General features: G+C 46.6%; 18 protein-coding genes and 1 other annotated feature. Of the genes, 3 read left to right on the top strand and 15 right to left on the bottom strand.

All coding sequences use genetic code 11. The features are described from left to right. Positions 1-9: 9 nt before the first annotated feature. The 13 genes from KNO94_RS10200 to KNO94_RS10140 form a co-directional block, all read right to left on the bottom strand. Entirely contained in the window at positions 10-720 is a 711-nt protein-coding gene (locus KNO94_RS10200) for a response regulator transcription factor (RefSeq protein WP_214779392.1), read from the bottom strand. Next, a complete protein-coding gene (locus KNO94_RS10195) occupies positions 717-2468 on the bottom strand; it encodes a sensor histidine kinase (RefSeq protein ID WP_214779390.1) in 1752 nt (583 codons plus the stop codon). The genes KNO94_RS10200 and KNO94_RS10195 overlap by 4 nt, the downstream gene beginning before the upstream one ends. A 98-nt stretch (positions 2469-2566) precedes the next feature. After that, complete coding sequence (locus KNO94_RS10190; protein WP_214779388.1) at positions 2567-3784, bottom strand: M48 family metallopeptidase; 1218 nt, start codon at positions 3782-3784, stop codon at positions 2567-2569. Positions 3785-3881: 97 nt separating this feature from the next. Further along, positions 3882-4982: a PQQ-dependent sugar dehydrogenase gene (locus tag KNO94_RS10185; RefSeq protein WP_214779386.1), complete on the bottom strand. Its 1101-nt coding sequence runs from the start codon at positions 4980-4982 to the stop codon at positions 3882-3884. Between the two features lie 37 nt (positions 4983-5019). Continuing rightward, on the bottom strand, positions 5020-6480 hold the full coding sequence (locus tag KNO94_RS10180) for an MDR family MFS transporter (protein ID WP_214779384.1): 1461 nt from the start codon (positions 6478-6480) through the stop codon (positions 5020-5022). A 63-nt stretch (positions 6481-6543) separates the two neighbouring features. After that, positions 6544-7263: an ABC transporter ATP-binding protein gene (locus KNO94_RS10175; RefSeq protein WP_214779382.1), complete on the bottom strand. Its 720-nt coding sequence runs from the start codon at positions 7261-7263 to the stop codon at positions 6544-6546. Beyond that, positions 7256-8053 (bottom strand): hypothetical protein, encoded by a 798-nt coding sequence (locus tag KNO94_RS10170; RefSeq protein WP_214779380.1) that lies wholly within the window; start codon positions 8051-8053, stop codon positions 7256-7258. Before KNO94_RS10170 ends, KNO94_RS10175 begins: the two co-directional genes overlap by 8 nt. Positions 8054-8056: 3 nt before the next feature. Continuing rightward, complete coding sequence (locus tag KNO94_RS10165; RefSeq protein ID WP_214779378.1) at positions 8057-8617, bottom strand: nitrous oxide reductase accessory protein NosL; 561 nt, start codon at positions 8615-8617, stop codon at positions 8057-8059. Then, complete coding sequence (locus tag KNO94_RS10160) at positions 8604-9788, bottom strand: NosD domain-containing protein (RefSeq protein ID WP_214779376.1); 1185 nt, start codon at positions 9786-9788, stop codon at positions 8604-8606. Before KNO94_RS10160 ends, KNO94_RS10165 begins: the two co-directional genes overlap by 14 nt. A gap of 146 nt (positions 9789-9934) precedes the next feature. Next, the gene (locus KNO94_RS10155) at positions 9935-11227 is read right to left on the bottom strand and encodes an ABC transporter substrate-binding protein (RefSeq protein WP_214742808.1); all 1293 of its coding nucleotides are present in this window, start codon (positions 11225-11227) and stop codon (positions 9935-9937) included. Between the two features lie 161 nt (positions 11228-11388). Next, a complete protein-coding gene (gene asnA / locus KNO94_RS10150; RefSeq protein WP_214779374.1) occupies positions 11389-12369 on the bottom strand; it encodes an aspartate--ammonia ligase in 981 nt (326 codons plus the stop codon). A 69-nt stretch (positions 12370-12438) separates the two neighbouring features. Continuing rightward, positions 12439-12679: a binding site (T-box leader), on the bottom strand. 104 nt (positions 12680-12783) lie between these two features. Next, positions 12784-13686 carry a carbohydrate ABC transporter permease gene (locus KNO94_RS10145; RefSeq protein ID WP_251125924.1) on the bottom strand — a complete coding sequence of 301 codons (903 nt, stop codon included), beginning with the start codon at positions 13684-13686 and terminating at the stop codon, positions 12784-12786. After that, positions 13683-14588, bottom strand: a complete 906-nt coding sequence (locus KNO94_RS10140) for a carbohydrate ABC transporter permease (protein ID WP_214779372.1) — start codon at positions 14586-14588, stop codon at positions 13683-13685. The genes KNO94_RS10145 and KNO94_RS10140 overlap by 4 nt, the downstream gene beginning before the upstream one ends. A 243-nt stretch (positions 14589-14831) precedes the next feature. Between KNO94_RS10140 and KNO94_RS10135 the strand changes: the two genes are divergently transcribed. The 3 genes from KNO94_RS10135 to KNO94_RS10125 all read left to right on the top strand — a co-directional run bounded on the left by KNO94_RS10135 (position 14832) and on the right by KNO94_RS10125 (position 20589). Continuing rightward, on the top strand, positions 14832-16517 hold the full coding sequence (locus KNO94_RS10135) for a formate--tetrahydrofolate ligase (protein WP_214779370.1): 1686 nt from the start codon (positions 14832-14834) through the stop codon (positions 16515-16517). A gap of 15 nt (positions 16518-16532) precedes the next feature. Beyond that, entirely contained in the window at positions 16533-17441 is a 909-nt protein-coding gene (locus KNO94_RS10130) for an alpha/beta fold hydrolase (RefSeq protein WP_214779368.1), read from the top strand. Between the two features lie 169 nt (positions 17442-17610). Further along, positions 17611-20589: an SH3 domain-containing protein gene (locus KNO94_RS10125; protein WP_214779367.1), complete on the top strand. Its 2979-nt coding sequence runs from the start codon at positions 17611-17613 to the stop codon at positions 20587-20589. A 39-nt stretch (positions 20590-20628) separates the two neighbouring features. On the opposite strand, the gene KNO94_RS10120 is transcribed toward KNO94_RS10125, so the two are convergent. Continuing rightward, on the bottom strand, positions 20629-21042 hold the full coding sequence (locus KNO94_RS10120) for a hypothetical protein (RefSeq protein ID WP_214742802.1): 414 nt from the start codon (positions 21040-21042) through the stop codon (positions 20629-20631). Continuing rightward, positions 21039-21593 carry a hypothetical protein gene (locus KNO94_RS10115; protein ID WP_353047843.1) on the bottom strand — a complete coding sequence of 185 codons (555 nt, stop codon included), beginning with the start codon at positions 21591-21593 and terminating at the stop codon, positions 21039-21041. The genes KNO94_RS10120 and KNO94_RS10115 overlap by 4 nt, the downstream gene beginning before the upstream one ends. Between the last annotated feature and the right edge of the window lies 1 nt (position 21594).

Genomic DNA, 21594 nt, shown 5'->3' with positions numbered 1-21594 from the left:
ATTCCTCCTTTAAGCTTGTCGTTGAACTTGTTCCCGAAATTCGTTCGGAGTAACACCGACTTGTTTTTTAAAGACTTTTCGGAAATATTTGTCGTCCGAAAAGCCGACTGCTTGGGCGACTTCATAGATACGCTGTCTACTCGTTTCTAACAGGCGCTTTGCTTCGTTCATCCGAATCGTCAATACGTACTCAGATAAATTCACGCCATATTGTTGTTTAAATCGTCGCGAAATATACTCGCGACTTAAGTAAAACTGTTCACTCATTCCTTGCAAACTCAGTTCTTCCGCAAAGTGTTGTTCAATATAAGTTCCAATCTGGGCAATCGGATCTTCACTCGATTCATGTACCACGTCCGCCAACGCACGTGCCAACGTATCGTTTAATACATCCGGGTCGATCGGCTTCAACAAATAATCAAAGCTCCCGTATTGAATGGCACGCCGCATGTACGAATATTCATCGTATCCTGTCAACACAACGAGCTTAGAATATGAAGCGTGGTCGTGTACCCACTCCATCAGCTCGATGCCATCACAATGGGGCATTTGAATATCGGATAGAATTAAAGCCGGTCGTTCCTGCTCGATGAGCGCCTTCGCCTCAAGTCCGTTCTTTGCCTCGAGTACGGTTTTCACACCGAACCGTTCCCATTCGCCGAGTAATTTTACCGCTTCCCTTATTGGAGATTCATCATCTACAATCAACACTTTCGTCATGATGCCACCTCTTTATCCGTTGCCGGGAAACGCATCATGATTCGAAAACCGCCTGTTTCAGGTGTAGCCAACATAAATTCTGCCTCCCGATTATAGTTTAACATGAGTCGATCACGAATGTTTCGTAATCCTGTGCCCTCTGTGTCATAAAATGTCGAATCATTTTGTTCGATTCGTGACATGACTCGTTCCCACTCTTCCGTCGTCAAAGAACGACCGCTATTCTCGCAACGAATTACGAGTGTTGCCCCCTCATTCCATACCTTCACATCAAATCGATTTGCTAAAGCTGATCCATCCCGCTCGAACCCATGTTTGAAAAAGTTCTCTGCGAGCGGCTGTAAAATCATTTTGGGAACAATCCGTTCTTGAAGGTCTTCAGGGACTGAGACGCTCACTTGAAACTGATTCGGAAAACGCACGTCTTGCAGCCGAATGTATGAGTTCAAATGTTCAATCTCTCGTTTCAGCGTCACCATCGACTCTTCTGGATGCATCGTATATCGCATCATCGAAGAGAGTTGTGTGATCAATCGATAGACCGTCTTGCCGTCTCCCTTCAATGCCAATGTGCCAATCGACTGTAACGCATTGAATAAGAAATGCGGATTCGTTTGCGCCTGCAACGCCCGAAGTTCGTTTGTCCGATTTTCTAATGCCAGTTTATACTCTCGTTGAATTAAATCATCAATCCGTTCAATCATTCGCTTGAACTGTCTCCCGAGCACACCGAACTCATCATTTCCGAGGGAATCGAACGACACGGTCATATCCCCTTGCTCGATTCGCCATATATTTGAAGTCAATGTCTTGATGGGAGTCGTCAGTTTCATCGAGGCATAGGTCGCTCCGATCAGTGCCAATATGAGAGAGATGATTCCGACTAATAAAATAATGAAGGATGTTCGTGAGGCTGGTTCCGTCAAGAGCTGATCTGGGATTGACTTTCCAACGTAGAATTGTTGATGATCAAACTCAAATGTTTTTGTGATTTGATGGTGTTTCCCATCAGTCGAAAGCGATCTCGGTTGAATCGAAGAAGGAATCTCGCCATCCCCAAGATGGGCGAACACACGATTGTCCTCACCGACGAACCATAGACTTTCATCCGGACTATTTTGAAGAGAAGCCAACTGTCCGATGAATAAATCTTCTGGGATATCGAGTGATAGAATGGCTAACGGTTCATCCGTTTCAATTTTATCGAGTCTGAAATGAAGGGTGACGACATCTTCTTGTGTCACAATCGGTCCAAAATCATGATACGGGATGAGCGGATGTGACGCTTCAAGCAGGACGCGACTTTTCGGATTGTTCAACAACTGTTGTTGGACAGCACTCGGTTCTCGCTTCGAACGTGGTGACACCTTCATTTTATAAGCAGCAAATGAGTCCATATCTTCAAGCATCAACAGTTGAATTTGCGCTACATCTTCCCGAGACAAATACATCGCGAGGAGCGCACGTCTTACTTCAATCTCCGTCTCTCTTAATGACAACCCCGGTCCATACTCCAATATGTCCAATACGTCACGATCAGCGTATAGACTTGTCGGCAGTCGACTCAAGTCAGAGATATAACGTTCCATCTGACGCGTTCCCCGTTCGAGCGACCATTCGGTCATTTCGAGTCCGCGTTCACGTTCACGGTCTTGTACATACCAAAACGAAATGATTGTCGCGATTATGACCGGCACGATGATGGTCAATGCAATCATTCCCGTTAACTTTGTCCGAATGCTATTCACCGATATCCCCCCTACCTCACGAGTATATCACGCGTTATGCAAACGTTTGCAAAGAATTCTAAAAAAATCCCGCTCCTTTCGAAACGAGATTCAATCTGTCATTCATATGATTTCATTAATTCAACGATTGCCGGACCTTGTCCCATGTCTCGCGCTAAATCAATCGGTGTCATGCCTTCTTCATTTTCAATCGTGACGTCCGCACCGTTATCAAGTAAGAGGCGTACCGTTTCAGGATCGACGTCGTCATTATAGAACAAGTTATGAAGAGGTGTTTCCCCATATTCGTCTTGTATGTTCACATCTGCACCGTTTGCCAGTTCCGCTTCAATTTCTTCGTAGTTCGCATTCATGTACGTCAGCTCTTGAATCGGTTCACCTAATTCCGCTTCCCAATTATCTTCGAATTCTCCACTCATTGCCGATGCAATGATGTCAGATAAATCATCATTCATGACGAAATAAGTGATGATTGCCCCGTATCCGATGACCGTCAATAGAATCATTGAAATGACAGAGGCTCTTACATATTCTGCTGGTTTAAAGACCGGAACGTTTTCTTCACCGGCATGTGTCGCAATCGCTGCGATGCGTTTCGGTAACGTTGGATGTGTTGACAATAATTCACTAAACTTCGCAATGAATCCGTTCTCCCGACTCGCTTCATACAGATAGTCAAATTCATTCACTTCTTTGGCAAGTGGTCCACCGATGGCTAGGACGGTTAACGCTCGTTTCGCCGCTCCGAAATCTTGAAGGTAATGCGCAGCCATCCGGTCACACGTATATTCACAAGCACGGGAATAAGCGGACCCTAAAAACGGGATGATACTACCAAGCAAGACGACCCATTGCTTTTGAACATGGTTGCGACGAATATGTGCCAATTCGTGCGCGATGACAAACTCCACTTCTTTTGTCTGACCAGTCCGTGTCAATTCCACGACGTCAGAATATAAGATGACCATATTCTTCTGAAAAAATCGTGTGGCGAAAGCATTTAACAGGCCCCCCGCTTGTAAGATATAGACATCCGGCAACAATCGAATGCCCATCTCAGTCCCCACGCGTTGAACCAACTCATGAAGCTCTGTGAACTGACGAGGCGTCACCTTGACACCATTCGTCCGAATATATCCGATTTGAATCCAGTGCGTAAACAGCGAGAGTGCTACCATTGTCCCGATAATCCATAAGAAAAGTCCGAATGATACGATTGTCAGAGCGATTCCTAAAATCAAGACGAGTACGCTTGCAGCGACTAATAATGAGAAGTATAACTTTTCTCGTTTATGTACCAAGTTTGAATGTTCCATCTATTTTCTCCTTCTTTTTCCAAAATACATGTTTAATTATACCGTTCCTTCCAGAAGAAACAACGAAAAAAATAGAAACTGACGGATACGTCAGTTTCTAGCGGATGGTGACTTGATAGAGTTTGTCGTCTTGCGATTGTGGATTGCCACGTCCGTCCGTATTGTTCGAAATAAAATATAACGTATCGTCATCCAACCACACGTCACGAATTCGCCCTATCCCTTCGACAATCGTCGTGACTTGCTTCGTTTCCCGGTCGATGGCGACAAGTCGTTCGTTCCGTAGTGTCGCCATATAGACATATTGCGCATCGGTCGCAATCCCGGATGGCGCCCAAGACGTGTCCCCGACTTCAAACCATGGCGTGACGAGACCGTCTCGTTCCTCGTTTGCCTCAATGAGTGGCCATCCATAATTGTTCCCTTCTTCAATCACGTTGACCTCGTCATGTCCGCTCGCCCCATGTTCGCTCGCATAGAGAACGTCGTCAATCCGACTCAGTCCTTGTGGATTCCGATGACCCAATGAGTAGATCCAGTCGGTCGGTTCGCCGTCACCCGACAATGGAATTCGTAAAATCTTCCCTGCTAGAGACGATTCGTCTTGAGCGAGTTCAGGCACAAGTGCATCACCTGTCGTCACCCAAAGGTATGCTCCATCGATTAGCAAACGTCCCCCGTTATGGAAGCGCGCCCCCGGAATTTGGTCTAGCAGAACCCCGGTCTCTTCAAATCGTTCCCCGTCCCACGTCAATTCGACTACCCGATTCTGAATATTCCTTCCGGACGAGCCATACGTGTGGTACGCATAAAGGATTCCGCTCGACTCAAAATCTTCGCTTAGCGCGATCCCAAGCAACCCGCCCTCACCAATTTCGAACACGTCCTCGTTCAAGGTCACTTCCTGTTGTGTCGCACGACCCGAATCATCGATTACTGTGATGATGCCACCACGTTCCGATACGAGCCATCCGTCCGAAGTTCGAGCGAGTGACCACGGAATCTCCAAATTTTCAGCGATGGCGGTCACATCTCCAACGTTTAGCTCCGTCTCTTCACCGGTGTTTGGTTCCTGCGTGGTGGTCGTCTCCTCACGTGTTGGTTCTTCCGCAGGTGGTGATTCCGTACCTTCGTTCGTCGGTTCTGGCGCACATCCCATAAGAAACAATAGTGTCACAATCCCGATTTGACGTTTCATGTTGGCTCGCCTCCCTTTTCCTCATCATACCCTTGTTTTACGGGCGCTGTGAAGGTTCCGGTGGGCGGGCTGGCAAACGGGTTGCGATGATGAAGGCAATCACGGCTGCAATCATCGCCCCGATGAAGATACTGTTCAGTCCGGTCGCAATAATCTGTTCACCTTGCAGACGGACAGAAGCATCCAGCGTTTTCGTGATACTTTGATTGAAGAAGTCTTCTAAAGATACTTGGGATAACGCACTGCTTTCTTTAAAGTCGTTGAGCACGACAAAGTTAAAGACAGCTCCAAACACGGCGACACCGAGTGTTTGACCGACCGTACTTAAGAAGGAATTGGTCGCGGTTGCCGTTCCCCGCTGATGATAGGAAACGACGGTTTGCAACACGACGATGAACATCGGTTGCGACAATCCGAATCCTATCCCAGTCAGTGCCACCGCACCATATACCCACAAATCTGAGCTTGATTGAGATAAGAGTGTCAACGTGAACGTTCCGATGACGAGTAGCCCCATCCCAACTAACGCGCGGCGTCTTGGAGAGGCCACACCGAGTGTCCGTCCCCCGATAATCGAAGTGAATGTCCATGCAACAGACAACGGCATCAACATGAATCCAGCCTCGGTCGCTGTCTTTCCTAATACGGCTTGCGCCCAAATCGGGATGTAGGCAGACATGGAAACGAGCACCCAGGCCGCGAAAAAGACAGAACCGTTAATGGCCGCAATCGTCGGTTGTTTGAGCAAATCAAACGGCAATAACGGTGATTTTGCTCTTCGTTCTGACAAGAAAAATCCACCTAACAATGCGAGACTTAGTACACCGCTCCCGACGATGGTCGTCGTCCATTCATTCGTTTCACTGAACGTGATCAGAGCGTATAAAAACGCGGTCGTTCCTCCAGCGAACAAGAGTGCACCTTTCAAATCAATCCGCTCGCTCGTTTCAGCGACGGTTTCTTTGTAAAAGACGATAATCATGATGAACGAGAGTAACGCAAATGGCACGTTTAATAAGAATACGTAACGCCAAGACAACGTTTCGACCAAAAATCCACCGATGACAGGACCGAGCACACCTGATACACCCCACACGGCACTTAAGATCCCTTGAATTTTTCCACGCTCTTCATATTTATACAAATCTCCAATAATCGTCATCGAAATCGGGAGGACGGCACCAGCCCCGAGACCTTGCAACGCCCGAAAGACGATGAGTTGTTCCATGGATGTCGCTAAACCACATAACAAGGACGACACCGTGAACAATCCGATTCCAAACAACAAGACGCGCTTACGCCCGAACAAGTCTGCCACTTTCCCGTAAATCGGTGTTGAGACCGCCGTAAAAAGTAAGAAGGCGGCAAACACCCAGCTGACAAGTGCTGCCCCGTTCAACTCACTGGCGATGACAGGCGTCGCAACCGACACGACCGTCCCTTCAATCGCCGCTAAAAAAGTTGCCAGTAAAAGGGCAACGGTTACGTTTTTTCTCATTCATTCCATCTCCCCAAAAAAATAGTGGCGTCGGAAGGTTCCGAACACCACTTCAACTGTCTATTATTTTGTGCGAGCCGCGTCGATTTGACAAGTGTCATCTCTCAATTCAAAAAAGAATTCTTTTAGGCGTTCGTATGCGGCTCGTTCATCGTGGACATGTACCTTCCCACAAATAGCACCAGCCCTCATCATCCAGACTTCATCTGACAACATTGCCGCGACATCTAGTTGATGTGTTGAAAATACGATGACTGCTCCTCGCTCCGCCTCTTCGCGTAGTAAGTTTTGAAGCATCTGCATCCACAGCGGATCGAGTCCGTTCGTCGGCTCATCCAACAACAAGATGTCGGGTTTGCTCACCAGAGCCTGAGATAACAAGAGGCGTTGTCGCATCCCTTTTGAAAGTTCGGCAACGCGCTTCCGTTTATGTTCATACAAACCGACTCGTCTTAGTACTTCAGAATTCGGACGTGCTCCTTGTAAAAGAGCATAGTAGGCATAGGTCTCTTCGACGGTCCATGCTTCATCAAATGAGAAGTCATCTGGCATATAACCAAAACTATCATTGTATTTCATCCGCTGTTTCATCGTGTAACCATTCAACTGTATGGTTCCGGTGCTCGGTTTGATCGTACCGTTCATTAGATTCAAAAGTGTCGACTTCCCCGCACCGTTGCTTCCGCAAAGTGCAACGATTTTACCTGGGGCGATTTCTTCACGAACGGGATGGAGTGACCATGAATCGCCATATCTTTTTCCAACGTCCATACAGTTAATCATGTTTCTTCCCTCCGTACATGGCTGTCGAGGCAAGCCATAGCATGAAACCACTCGTCATGAGCAAGCTAGACCAGACTACGACATGCCCGATCGGTTGATTCATCCAATTCAACAAATTGAGATAGACATCCCCGAACACATCGGTTGATGACACGCTCGTACTTGCCCACACTCGCATCAAGTCAAATCCGTTTAGAAATAGTGCTACTGTCATCCCGTTCACTTGCATCCCATAAGGAAGTCCAGAAATGATGGTCACAAGAATCGTCGGCCAAAGTAAAATGAAGACAACCCATATGAGAAAGGCCAGTAGTATTGCTCGAATCCGTTTGCGCGCGAGTAGTCCGAGCAAGGTCCCAAGCGCTGTCGCATACATCGTCAATCCAATCGCATAAAACAACAGAATCATCCATGTTGCAAACGACTGTGCGACCACGAGTGAGGCAATGAAGAAAGCTAATAACAAAATCAGGACTTGTGTAACGAAAAACGAGCTGAATCGGATGAAGATCAATTTCCACTTCGGATAAGTAAATGTTGAAAGTAGGGTCAGTCTTTTCGACTCCCCTTCCTGCCCCCAATGAAGTGCTGTCGTCAGCAAAATCAATAAAGGAAGCAATAGACCAAGCACCGTGATGAGCGTTGCACTGACATTCGTATACTCTGCGGCAACAGGTAATGCTTGACCAAGTCCACCGAGAAGGACGAGCGTGAGGACCCAAGTCAGGAGAAAAGCATAATTCTCTCGTTGACGTAGACTACGTGCCCACTCCATCTTCCATAAAGACATGATTTACTGTCCTTCTTCTTCTGAGTCCATCTCCATGTCCATCTCACCATCTTGATCCATTCCGTCCATTGAACCCTCGTCGTCCATCTTCATATTCATCTCGCCACGTTCCCATGTATGATCTTTTAATTGATCAAAGTCCATCATCTCGCCGCCATTTTCATCGACATATGCTTCAGCATCTGCCTCTTTCGCAAACGAGAGTATGTTATAAGCCATCGGTGTTTTCGACTCTTTGTCGTAAACAAACATCGCTTCGTCTAACTCGACCCAATCTTTTGTATTGAAGTCTTTTACGTACATCGCAGCAATATCTTCTTCTTTTTGTTCAGGATACCAATCACGCATGAGGCAACCGATATCATCGAACGCATATCCCTTTTCATTTTCCATGATGGCTTCCGCTGCGAACTGCTGAACCATAATTTTCATCTTACATACTTCGCACTCGGTTTCACCCCATTTGATGTCAAACGGTTCTGCCGATGCACTTGAACAGGCTCCGAGTGCCAAAGATAGTCCTGCAACAGATAAAAGTCCCGCTACTTGTTTATACGATTTCATGTCGTTTCCTCCCAAATATCCAAATCATGATAATCAATCCAATACTGCTCAAGCTCCAAATTGAGCCATTCCACTTCCATGTCGCCGAATAGGTTTTCGGCGATAGATCGGTTAAAGATTCTTCTTCTGGACTTCTTAATATGTTTTCTAGCATAAGAAGACCTGGCGACCCATACAACAGTTCGAACGCTTCATAGGATTCCGTCAATAAGAACAAATACGGATCGGTTCGATATGGAATCTCGCTATACCCGTCATGAGTCAGGTCTAGTGTCGCACCACCCCAGACATTTCCTTGTACGACGTTGTCATGTGAGTCGACCGTCGTCACGGTTTCACGATTCCCCAACAAATTGTTCTGAAGAACCATCATCCCTGTTGCTTGTTTTAATTGGAACCCAATATCGTTCCCATTGATCGCATTCCGCTCAAGTGTCGTTCCTGCCGACTGCTCTGCGAATAAGCCAATATGATTCCCAAAAATATTCGTCATCTCAATCGTTGTGTCAACGGCCTCATATAACATCAGTCCCGTTGCCGTTCCTCCGAATTGGTCATGCACGTTCCCGTTTTTTAAAACGACTCGATTCGTTCCCATAATCATCGCACCGGTCAAATTATGATGAAGTTCGGGTACCGAAATCACAACATCTGTCGGAAACATCAAATGAATGCCGTAGCGCGAATGCGAGACTGTGGGTCGGACAATCGTGTGATTGGACCCGTTCTCTATGTATATCCCATCTCGTACCGTCTTCACGACAACTCCATTTAATTCAGCCGCTTCACTATTCATAAGAACGACCCCATCTGACTTTCCATTCCCAACCACAACGGTTCGAGTGACACGGACTCCGTAACTATCCTCAATCCATAGTCCAGTTCCAGAAGATTCAATGGAGACATCGAGAAGTTGATGTCCGAGGCCAGATACTTGGATGGCCGGCACCCCATCTTCCTCACACTGATGAATTGATACACGTTCGAGCATCGCTCCCGTTCCACGAATGATAAACGCAGGTTGCCCACAACTCGTATAGACTTTCCCATTTCCATCAAAATGTTCATTCGACTCGATGATGATGGGTTCAGTCAACGAAATTGAGCGTTCTTCCGCGTCAACATGTGGTACCCAACACAAAAATAGGATACAAATCAGTAATCGTTTCATGTCCCCTCCTTCTCAAAAGCGCTTACAACAATCATTCTACTGAAACCCCCACAGGTATGTGTGTGTTTTGTATGGGATTACTGTGACAATTTCTTCATAAAAAAAACACAGACGATGAAGGGGTCATTTCACCGTCTGCGCCATCCTTATTTCACTTTGTCTTGCCATACTTTCGTGAAGTCCTGAAGCATTTCTTCACCTGTTTTTTGTCCACCGACATATGCCTGCATGAGGGCACCATATTCGTTTACAGCTCCATCCGGATACTTGAACCAGTTCCAAGAGATGGTCTTCCCTTCATTCGAATATGCCAAAATGTCATCAGCGAGTGGTCCAAGATCATTGGCTTCAATCGATTTGAAGGCTGGGATGAACTTGAATTTATTGACCATGTAGTCTTTTCCAGTATCCGACGTCGCCATCCACTCTAAGAAGTCTTTCGCTTCTTCTTTATACTTCGAGTTTTTGTTGACGACCCAGTTGTTCGGGACACCGACCGGAAGTCGATCCATCTTCTCTGCGTCGTCATTGATCGGGATCGGAACGAAGCCCATTTCCATGTCCGGATTCACATCAAGGATCATCTGTTGCGCCCAGTTCCCTTGTTGGAGCATCGCTGTCTCTCCTTGGGCGAACTGTGTGACTTGTGTATTATAGTCCGTCGTCAACGGGTTTTTGTTTCCGTATTTAATCGTCAAATCAAACAGTTTTAAAAACTCTTGGAACTGTTCATTGTCTTCAAACTTCGCTTTATTCTCGTTCAATGCTTGAATGAACGCATCCGGGTCATCCTGTTGCGCCATTGGAATGTTTAATAAATGAATGCCTAAAATCCAAAACTCTGCATAACCGACAGAGAATGGTGTGATTCCTGCTTGATCTAACTTTTCAGCGGCAGCAGTCAATTCAGAAAGTGTTTTAGGTAACTCTTTGATTCCCGCTTTTTCAAATAGTTCTTTATTATAAATGAATCCGTATCCTTCTAGGTTCATCGGCATACCGTAAAGTTTACCGTCCATCGTCATCGGTTCTTTGGCGACTTCTGTCAAATCTCCGACCCACTTCTCACTTGATAGGTCCTCCAATTTGTCTTTCCATGTCTGTGCTTCTGTGAATCCACCATTGTTGAAGATATCCGGTTCGTTGCCTGAAGCAAACTGTGATTTGAGGGCTGCCCCATAGTCTGCCCCGCCGCCGACCGTTTGAACCGTGACTTTCACACCTGTTTCTTCTTCGTACTCTTTCGCCATCGCTTCAAGGTCTTTCGCAATCTCCGCTTTGAATTGGAAAACGTTTAACGTGACGTCTTTTTTGTCACCGCTGTCGTTATTCCCTTCAGAAGATCCTTCATCCGTGAGCGATCCGCCACCACAAGCCGCGAGTGATAAGACCATCCCTGCCGTCATGACCGCTGTCGACAATTTCCACTTCCGTTTCATCTCATTTCCTCCCTTAATCTCATCCATTCTTTACAAATTCAACTTTAAATGAAAACGCTTCCACTATGTAGGTGTCAAAATTGACGAATAGGGTGGAAAATGTTGCACAGAAAAAACAGGACTCTTTTACCGAGTCCTGTTCCGTGTTTCTTCTTATTATATTACAACAAGCTGATGCCGGCTTTTTTGCACGACTGAATGACTTCTTGCGGCCAGACCGATGTTTGCACTTCGCCGATATGACGAGCGCGTAAGAGATACATCGCAATACGCGATTGCCCGATTCCACCTCCGATTGTGAGTGGGAGCGTTCCTTCGAGTACCCCTTGATGGAACGGATACGCACGTTTCTCTTCCGCATCCGCTTTCTTCAGTTGCGCATCGAGTGCCACTTCGTCGACACGAATACCCATCGACGACAGTTCAAAGGCTGATTCGAGTTCAGGATGCCATACGAGAATGTCTCCGTTGAGTGACCAATCATCATAGTCCGCCGCTCGCCCATCATGTTTCATGCCTGAAGCGAGAAGATCTCCGATTTGTGAAATGAAGACGGCACCGTACTCTTTGCAGATTGCCGTTTCACGTTCTTTTGGCGTCATCGTCGGATACGCATCCTCCAACTCCTGACTCGTGATGAAATGAATCATCTCCGGAAGAATCGCTTCAATGCCGTACGCTTTCTCTACTTCCGCTTCTGTTTCGCGGAGCGCAGCGTAAATCGACTCCACCGTTGCTTTCAAATATTCCATCGTCCGTTCTTCTCGAGCAATCACTCGTTCCCAGTCCCACTGATCGACGAATAAAGAATGTGTCGCGTCGAGTTCTTCGTCGCGTCGAATGGCACGCATCTGAGTGTACAATCCTTCACCGACACCGAATCCGTAACGACCGAGCGCTTCACGTTTCCATTTCGCGAGTGACTGAACGATTTCAAGTTCATGTCCCGGATACATCGTATCAAACTGAATGATACGCTCCACGCCGTTCAAGTGATCGTTGACCCCACTCGCCGATTCGACGAATAACGGAGCCTGTACTTGAATCAGTCCGAGTTCACGTGAGACTTTCTCCTCAAAGAGTGCCTTTACTGCTGCAATCGTCTGCTGTCTTTCCTTCATCGTGCTTGTTGCTGTTGTCATTTTCCGTTTCCTCCAATTGTGGAATATTTGAAAATGAAGCCATGAAAAAAAGCCCTCCATTCCCATCGAACATGGGACGGAAGACTTCGGTTCCGCGGTGCCACCCAAATTAGTAGACGAATCTACTCACTTTTTCGAGACAATCATCTCGTAACTCCGATAACGGGGAGCGGTCCGGCTACGTCTACTGGCAAAGCGTTCGGGTAGCGACTCCAGGAAGTTTTTCGACGAAGGGTTAAGACCGGGCTCACACCACCCCCGGTTCGCTTGACTCACTACCTTCGTGTACTCGTCCTTTCGACGTCGTTCACAATTGAATTGAGTTCATTATTATAAATATTCTGACTAATGTCAACGGTTTTTTTCAAAAAAAATAATCCTCCGTGTAGCGAACGGAGGATTCCCTTGGGAGGGTTATTTAATCGAACCGCTTGTGATCCCTTTGATGATATGTTTTTGCATACCGAAGAAAAAGACCAGAAGGGGAACGATTCCTAACACTAAACCAGCTAACGCCAAATCCCACTGTTTCGTGTATTGTCCAAAGAAATAGAATGTCGCGAGCGGGATGGTCCGTAACTCGACATCACGAAGAACAAGTGATGGCAATAAGAAGTCATTCCAAATCCATAGGCTGTTCAAGATGACGATTGTCACCGTGATGGGCTTGAGTAATGGGAAGACGATACGCCAGAAGACACCCCATGTCGAACAACCGTCGATGATGGCGGCTTCTTCAATCTCCTCAGGAATCGACTTCATGAATCCGTGATAGAGGAACACCGAGATACCAGACCCAAAACCTAGATACATGACGATCAGCCCCCAATGACTATTCAACAGACCGAGGATACTAGACACCTTCACGAGCGGAATCATGATGGACTGGAACGGAATGACCATCGCAGCCACGAACAAGAAGAAGATCATTGTGGAAATCCAATGTTTCGTCCGAACGAGTTTCCACGCCGCCATCGAGGTGAAGATGACAATGACCGCATTCGCCCCGACTGTGATAAGGAGCGAGTTCAAAAAGACACGTCCATAATTCATCGCTTCCCACGCTTCTGTATAGTTCGACGTCAACCATTCGTTCGGTAAAGCAGACGTGTTCGTAAAGATTTCAGCCATCGATTTGAACGAGTTGGCGACAACATAATAGAACGGTACCAAATAAAGCAATCCGAGTAGAATGGCAACGAGTTCAATGACTCCAAGATTCCAAGAGTAGGTTCCTGGACGAAGCGGTCGCTGCGGAATACGTTGTGATTTCAAAGTCGGTTGATTCTCGACTTGATCTAGTTTTTCCGTCGTCATGCTTCCACCTCCCGTTTTTTCGTCACATACACTTGTGTCACCGTAATCGCAGCCACGACCAAGAAGAAGATGACCGCCTTGGCCGACCCGAGACCATAGTTGTTATTCACAAAAGATTCCGTGTAAATATTTAAGGCTAACATCTCGGTCGATTTAAACGGCCCCCCATTCGTGAGCGACAAGTTCGTATCGAACACTTTGAACGACCAAGAGATGGTCAAGAACAAACAGATGGTGATCGATGGCATGATCATCGGCAACGTGATATGTCGAAGCATCTTGAAACGGTTCGCCCCATCAATTCGTGCCGCCTCCATCAAATCAGTCGGCACGTTTTGTAACGCCGCGATATAGATGACCATGACATATCCACCGCCTTGCCAGATGGCAACGATCACGATGCCCCAAAAGGCTGTTTGCGCATCTCCGAGCCACGGTAATTCGAATAGACTCCACCCCGTCAACGCACCGATCGAGGCAAATCCCTTTACATAAATGAACTGCCAGATGAATCCGAGAATCAATCCACCAATCAAGTTCGGCATGAAGAAAATCGTGCGTAAAAAGTTCCGTGTCTTAATGTTCATCGTCAACAGGAGTGCCAACGAAAAACCGACGATGTTTGTCAATAAGACGGATACGATCGTATATTTCGTCGTGATCCAAAAAGATGCCCGAAACTGTTCATCTTCGAAGAACAAGCGGTGATAGTTATCCAATCCTACAAAATTTAATTCTCCTGTCACACCGTTCCAATCTGTGAAACTGTAGTAAATCCCATTGAAAAACGGGATGAGCACGATGGCGACAAATGCCAGAAAAGCAGGTCCGACAAATGCTAAAAAGCTCGCAGGTTTTTTCCAATTTCGTCTTCGTTTCGTTCGTTTTGCACGCTCAGTCATGTGTATCGCCTCCACTATCACTGTATCGTGCCTACCCTTTTATGAAAACGGATACATTTGACAGAAAGGGTGGAAAATATTGAACGAAATGAATGAATTTGAACACATCATGAGTTATGATAAAATCAATGATAATACGAACGGGTTGAATTAATACTGTCTCAATTCACTTTTTAACCCAATAATACCGAATGTTTTATATATAAAAAGATATATTGTTCGATAAATGGAGGGACTTTTTGAATGACAACGACGAAACCACTATCTGACCTTACGATTGCCCAACAAGCTGAAACCTTGCCGATAAAAGACATCGCAGCAAAACTCGGATTACACGAAGATGACCTAGATCTCTACGGGAAATATAAGGCCAAACTATCTTACGATGTTCTCGAACGTGTAAAAACGCAGGAAGATGGAAAACTCGTTCTCGTCACGGCGATCAATCCGACACCAGCTGGTGAAGGGAAGTCAACGGTGACGGTCGGATTAGGACAAGCATTAAACCAGTTAGATAAAAAAGCGATTGTTTGTCTCCGTGAACCTTCACTCGGCCCGACGATGGGCTTAAAAGGTGGCGCCGCAGGTGGTGGCTTTAGTCAAGTTCTCCCGATGGAAGACATCAACCTCCATTTCACCGGGGACATGCATGCCATCACATCTGCCCACAATACGATCAGTGCCATGATCGACAATCACCTGCATCAAGGAAACGACCTCGGCATCGATGTCCGACATATCGTCTGGAAGCGTGTCCTCGATTTGAACGACCGCGCCCTTCGTCATGTCACGGTCGGCCTTGGCGGTCCGGCTCATGGAGTTCCTCGTGAGGATGGATTTGATATTACCGTCGCTTCGGAAATTATGGCGATTCTCTGTCTGGCAGACTCCTTGAGCGACCTTGAGGAACGTATTAAACGAATCGTCGTCGCCTATGACCATCAAAAAGAACCCATTACCGCTGAACAAATCGGCGCTGCCGGTGCTGCGACGTTATTGTTGAAGGAAGCTTTTAAACCGAACCTCGTCCAAACGCTCGAACAAACACCTGCACTCGTCCATGGTGGTCCGTTCGCAAACATCGCACATGGATGCAACTCATTGATTGCAACGAAGACCGCATTAAAACTCGGTGAATATGTCGTGACAGAGGCTGGATTCGGGGCCGACCTCGGGGCCGAAAAGTTCTGTCATATCAAATCTCGAGTCGGTGAGTTGAATCCGGATGCGGTCGTCCTCGTCGCAACCGTTCGCGCCTTAAAGATGCACGGTGGCGTCTCGAAAGATCAACTTCACATCGAGAATGTCGGTGCAGTTGGAGAAGGATTGAAATTGCTTGCAAAACACATCGATACGATGAAAAAACTCGGACTGCCGACGGTCGTCGCATTGAACCGTTTCAATTCAGATACGGAAGAGGAGCTTGCAACCGTTCTTGACTGGTGTGCGGCGCACGGCATTCGTGCTTCCCTTAGCGAAGTGTGGGCCAATGGTGGTCTTGGTGGTCGACAGTTGGCTGAAGCGGTCATTGACGCCGTCGAGTCGAACGAAAGTAAACTGACGCCATTATATGAATTGAACGATTCGATTGAACAAAAGATCAAAACCATTGCTCGAGAAGTATATGGTGCTGCAGACGTCATATTTACAGCTAAAGCCCAAAAACAAATGAAAGAAGTTCAGGCGAATGGCTGGGTAAATCTTCCGATTTGTATGGCGAAGACACCATTCTCTCTCTCAGACGACCCTTCGAAATTCGGCTATCAACAAGGATTCACGATCACCGTTCGCGAATTGAAACCATCATTGGGAGCTGGATTCCTCGTCGCCTTGACAGGCAACGTGCTGACGATGCCAGGTTTACCAAAACATCCGGCAGCTCTCAATATGGGAATTGACGAATCTGGAAAAGCGATTGGACTTTTCTAAATAGGAGGAAGGCACATGATGGTATCAGAGTTGACGTATCCTGACGGGTATCAAACGGAAGTGATGCATGTTCGAGCAGAACAATCAATTGGAAAAATATTCATGTTTCATGGGATGCTCGAACATCATGAAAGATATATTGAATTTGCACACTTTATGGCAAACAATGGATACGATGTCTATGTATGCGACCTGCGTGGTGCGGGTACGAGCGCTCATGACCAACGAACCTATGGTCATCTCGAGCCAGGAACGGGATTTCAACAACTCGTCGATGATGCCCAATACCTCATCAATCAATATGAGGACGAGCGCCCGACATATCTGCTAGGCCATAGTTTCGGATCACTTCTCGTCAGACGACTCGGACAAGTCATGGGACACGCCCTCGCCGGTATTGTCGTCGTCGCTCCGCCACCCCATCCCGGAGTTGCGGGAGAACTCGGGCATCGATTCATCGCCACTGCGATGAAACGGAAAGACGAAACACACCAATCCAGATTTTTTGAACGACTATTGTTCGGCCGTTACAACTTAAAGTTTTTACCTGCTAGAACAGATAGCGACTGGCTCTCCAGCGTTCCTGACGAAGTCGATTCCTATCTCGCCGATCCGAATTGTGGTGGACTACCTTCTCTCGGATTTTTACACGAAGTGACCCGTGCCTCATTAGATGTCACGACATCTGCACGTATACATGAGCACCCGAAGTCACTACCTGTGCTATTCGTAGCTGGAATGGATGATCCCGTCACACATGACGGTGAAGGGTTAACCGGCATAATTCGAAAGTATCGCGATGCAGATATCGATCTCGCTGTGGCCACGTACGATCACGCCCGTCATGAAATCCTCCGTGAAATCCATCGTGAACAGGTGTGGTCCGATATCCTCACATGGATGAAACAAAATAAGACCCATTAATTTACTCAATCCCCTTTATCAGGGGATTTTTTATTTACCTTATTTTAGAAATAAAATTTTAATCATTTACCTTTTTTGTAATTCTGCTTCTTCTTTCCATTTTTTAAGTACGTTATACTTAGACCGCAATCATTTAAATCATGCTCTCTCATTCGAAAGGGGTAACATATTGAAATCGACACTCTCACGATTAGGAGTAGCTACGATTGTCTCAGGAACGATTTTGAGCACTCTCGCACCACTCCAATCATATGCAGCAACATCTGAAGGAACAGTCAACACACCCATCTTAAATGTTCGGTCTGATTCGTCGACGACATCTTCAATCGTCGGCAAGTTAACGGAAGGAACAACGGTAGATGTGTATGCCGTTAACGACGAATGGGCACAAATCAACTTTGAGGGTCAAAAACGATACGTCTCATCTACATATTTGACGATGGGATCATCCCTCGCAAAAACGTCTACCACGTCTGCTACATCCGCTTCATTATATATCGCTGAAATGAACGTTAATCTTCGTTCTTCGATGTCGACGTCTGCTTCCATCGAAACGGTCATCCCAAAAGGATCGCTCGTGACGCATCTCTCGACGCATGGTGCTACAGGATCTTGGTATAAAGTACAATTCGGTACATATACAGGATATGTGGCGGCACGATACTTTAGCGAAACGAGCCCTACATTTTACGCGTCCACGACAGCCGTTCTTTATGATAAGACCGGCACTGGCGCATCAAAAATTGCGACGATTCCAGAAGGCGCAAAAGTCACATACTTGGACTCTTTAGGGGCGACGGGGTCTTGGTACAAAATCGAATACGGTTCACTCGTCGGTTATGCACCGGCACGCAATTTTACAGCAACACCACTCACAGCCGATGCGGTCACGACATATTACGCTGTGAAAAACGTTGCGCTTTACAACGGATCAGGAACAGGCGCATCAAAAATTGCCACCATTCCACTCGGAGCAGAAGTGAAACGTGTATACGTAAACGGGTTGAGTTCATCTTGGTATAAGGTTCAGTACGGGGACACGGTCGGCTATGCGGCTGCACGTAACTTCTCGACATCAAAACCTGAAGCCGTTGTCAAAACAACCTATTATGCGGTTCGAGACCTCGTATTATACGAATCATCTGCTTCCGGAGCGGCTCGTCTTCGCACAATCCAAGAAGGAACAAAAGTCGTCCAAGTGTCGGACGCCAACTTATCGGACTCTTGGTTCAAAATTGAATATGATGGAGTCACCGGCTTCGCTGCCGCTCGCCATTTTTCAACGAAGGCACCTGAAGAAGTGACAATCACACCATACTTCGCCATTCGAAATGTAGCGATGTATAGCTCGTCTGCAGCCGGTGCGACGAAGATTGCGACGATTCCGTTTGGTGCACAAGTGGAGCAACTCTCGCAAAGCGGGCTCTCTAGCTCTTGGTTCAAGATTCGTTATGACGGAAAAACAGGATATGCGGGTTCTAGTCACTTCTCATTGAAAGATCCAGAGGTCGTGGTGAAAACAGATTATTACACAACGCGTGATGTCGTCTTATATAACCGTTCGGATGCGGAAAAAGTGAAGATTGCAATCATCCCGTTCGGTACAAAAGTTCAACAAGTGTCGGAACCTGGTCTCACGGAACGATTCTTTAAAATCGAATACGGTCCAATCTCAGGTTATGCGACGGCGGACTACTTCTCGAAAACGCAACCGTCAGACGAACAATACGAAGAAGAACGTCAAGTTCGAATCTATGTAGATGGAAACGAGCCACTCAACGTTCGGTCTACACCTGAAGTAACGACAGCAAATAAAGTTGGAACGCTAAATACGGGAACAATTGTCAATATCAAACCGATTGTCGGTTCGAAATGGGCACTCCTTACGAGCGGGACGTATAGCGGCAACTATATTCATACGGATTACGTCGTCCCTGTCACAACGACTCCGCCTGCGACGGGCATCACGAAGAAAGTCTCGTATACGAGTTATCCGATGACAGTTCGACAGATGGCAGACCGTCAAGTAGCTCAATTCGCCCAAACGGATGCACATCGATACGATGAAGCATACTTACCTCGCGCTTGGGTGAGTGTCAACGGTTCGACAGGAAAGATTGTGAAATCTGAGATGACTGTCATTTCAGGCTTAGGTACTGCTTTAAAGATGACGGCTTCTTCAAGCTCGTCCTCACTCATCACTATCCCATATGGTGCGTCCATTCAATATGTTGACCGTTATACTTCCGGTTCAACTGTTTGGTATAAAGTAAAATACGGCACGATGACCGGATATGTAACACCGAGTTCAGTCGTCGGAACCGCCAACATTTTGAGCCGTCCAATTTTAACATCTCATGCGTACGGTCAAATCAATACAGGCGAAACCGTTACGATTACAGGGCAATCTGGCACATACTACATGATTTCATATAAACGACCGGCTGGACACAACATCCGAGTATTTGATAATACATGGCGTCGCGCATCAGTTGACGATCTTCTCCCATATGTCGACCCTAGTCAGATTGATGCGAACTCTCGATCATTCTATCAATTCTTAGATTTGTCGAAGAGCGCCGGGACAACTGCTACTACACTGAACAAAGTCCTCACATCAAAAGGAACGCTCAGCGGACAAGGTCAAGCATTCGTGGATGCGGCTAGTATGTACGGCGTGAACGAAGTATATCTTCTCTCGCATGCCCTTCTTGAAACAGGTCATGGCACTTCCCTTCTCGCAAAAGGAGTTCCTGTCGATAAAGATGGTAATGCATTGATCAACTCGAGTGGTACTCGGATTTATCCAGAACGTCCTGTTGCGGCAACCGTCTATAATATGTACGGTATTCAAGCAACCGATAGCAATCCACTCGGAAACGGTGCTAAATACGCCTTCGAACAAAAATGGTTCTCTCCGGAGGAAGCGATTATCGGTGGGGCTTACTGGATCGGAGCTAGCTATATCAATCATCCGACGTATAAACAAAATACATTGTACAAGATGCGCTTCAATCCTTCTTCACCAGGAACACATCAGTACGCAACCGATATCGGTTGGGCTGCGAAACAAACGACAAGCATCTATAATATCTATCAATCACTTGATGCTTACACACTCAATTTCGATGTACCAAAATATCAGTAACAAAAAGAGACACACGCCTCGTTGGCGTCGTGTCTCCTTTTATGTCCACTCGATTGAATCGATGATGGACTCGATTTCCATTTTTTCATCGGTCACTTGATCGGCTACGTAAGTTAAAAATAAGAGCCGCTTCCCATCGGTCAAGGACCAGACGTCTAAATGCATGCCGTCTTCAATCCCACTCGCGTAGGCCGTCGTCATATTCGACGTCTCACCAGTCACACTCGGTGCGACTTTCACATCAATTGGAAACTCTCCTAAGAACGTATTTAATTCGCTCAAAGCAGATTGCGTCGGCTCTTGCGAATCTTCTGATTCATAGATCGAGATTTGAAGCGTCCCTTGCGCATCCGCCTCTGTTGAATAGAAGCTCACGTAGTCTTCTTCTTCACTGTATTCATAATGTTCCGGATATGTCAGGCGGAACCACCCGTCAATTTCGTACTCTTTCATGCTGTTTTCTCCTTTACTTGCTTAAATGCCATCCCAGTGACCATTTTCGATTGAAGTGCAAACTTCAATCGTTCTGTCACATAAAGACGTTGGCTATTTACGTCTTGGGCAATCATATGTCCAAATAAGTTCATACGGACAGTTTGATTGGATAGGAAATAGAGTCGGTCCGCACTTAGCGGACGATATTCGTTCGAATGTTCCAAGTATTCGATTTCAAAGCGGCGGAGGATGTTGAGCGCGCAGTAACGGTCGGTTTTCCCAGTACTCGTATGAAGCTCGACCCGAACGAGCTGAACGTCATACGGACAGACATTCATAAAGATCGGTCCCACTCGCTCATGAATCAAGAGGATGCCCATATCGGTTTCAATCAAATCAGGCAAGGCTCCTTCGTCTTGCGAGATACTCAACACCACGTACGGTCGGTTTGTCGGCGCGAGTAATTCCCCTTTATAAAATCGAAATCGCTGAATCCCTGTTAAAACTCGGGCACGCCAAGCACTCCCTCGAGCCTCGGCTTCCATCCGATACAACCTCTCTCCCTTCACA

It is taken from the genome of Exiguobacterium sp. s22, from assembly GCF_018617455.1.
GTDB lineage: Bacteria > Bacillota > Bacilli > Exiguobacteriales > Exiguobacteriaceae > Exiguobacterium.
The sequence above is the reverse complement of the archived record's forward strand: the minus strand, read 5'-3'. Positions and strand labels throughout refer to the sequence as shown.

Bases quoted from the DNA above. Each gene is read 5' to 3' on its own strand.
- KNO94_RS10200 (WP_214779392.1), bottom strand. From the start codon at position 720: ATGACGAAAGTGTTGATTGTAGATGATGAATCTCCAATAAGGGAAGCG.
- KNO94_RS10190 (WP_214779388.1), bottom strand. From the start codon at position 3,784: ATGGAACATTCAAACTTGGTACATAAACGAGAAAAGTTATACTTCTCA.
- KNO94_RS10185 (WP_214779386.1), bottom strand. From the start codon at position 4,982: ATGAAACGTCAAATCGGGATTGTGACACTATTGTTTCTTATGGGATGT.
- KNO94_RS10180 (WP_214779384.1), bottom strand. From the start codon at position 6,480: ATGAGAAAAAACGTAACCGTTGCCCTTTTACTGGCAACTTTTTTAGCG.
- KNO94_RS10175 (WP_214779382.1), bottom strand. From the start codon at position 7,263: ATGATTAACTGTATGGACGTTGGAAAAAGATATGGCGATTCATGGTCA.
- KNO94_RS10170 (WP_214779380.1), bottom strand. From the start codon at position 8,053: ATGTCTTTATGGAAGATGGAGTGGGCACGTAGTCTACGTCAACGAGAG.
- KNO94_RS10165 (WP_214779378.1), bottom strand. From the start codon at position 8,617: ATGAAATCGTATAAACAAGTAGCGGGACTTTTATCTGTTGCAGGACTA.
- KNO94_RS10160 (WP_214779376.1), bottom strand. From the start codon at position 9,788: ATGAAACGATTACTGATTTGTATCCTATTTTTGTGTTGGGTACCACAT.
- KNO94_RS10155 (WP_214742808.1), bottom strand. From the start codon at position 11,227: ATGAAACGGAAGTGGAAATTGTCGACAGCGGTCATGACGGCAGGGATG.
- asnA (WP_214779374.1), bottom strand. From the start codon at position 12,369: ATGACAACAGCAACAAGCACGATGAAGGAAAGACAGCAGACGATTGCA.
- KNO94_RS10145 (WP_251125924.1), bottom strand. From the start codon at position 13,686: ATGACGACGGAAAAACTAGATCAAGTCGAGAATCAACCGACTTTGAAA.
- KNO94_RS10140 (WP_214779372.1), bottom strand. From the start codon at position 14,588: ATGACTGAGCGTGCAAAACGAACGAAACGAAGACGAAATTGGAAAAAA.
- KNO94_RS10135 (WP_214779370.1), top strand. From the start codon at position 14,832: ATGACAACGACGAAACCACTATCTGACCTTACGATTGCCCAACAAGCT.
- KNO94_RS10130 (WP_214779368.1), top strand. From the start codon at position 16,533: ATGATGGTATCAGAGTTGACGTATCCTGACGGGTATCAAACGGAAGTG.
- KNO94_RS10120 (WP_214742802.1), bottom strand. From the start codon at position 21,042: ATGAAAGAGTACGAAATTGACGGGTGGTTCCGCCTGACATATCCGGAA.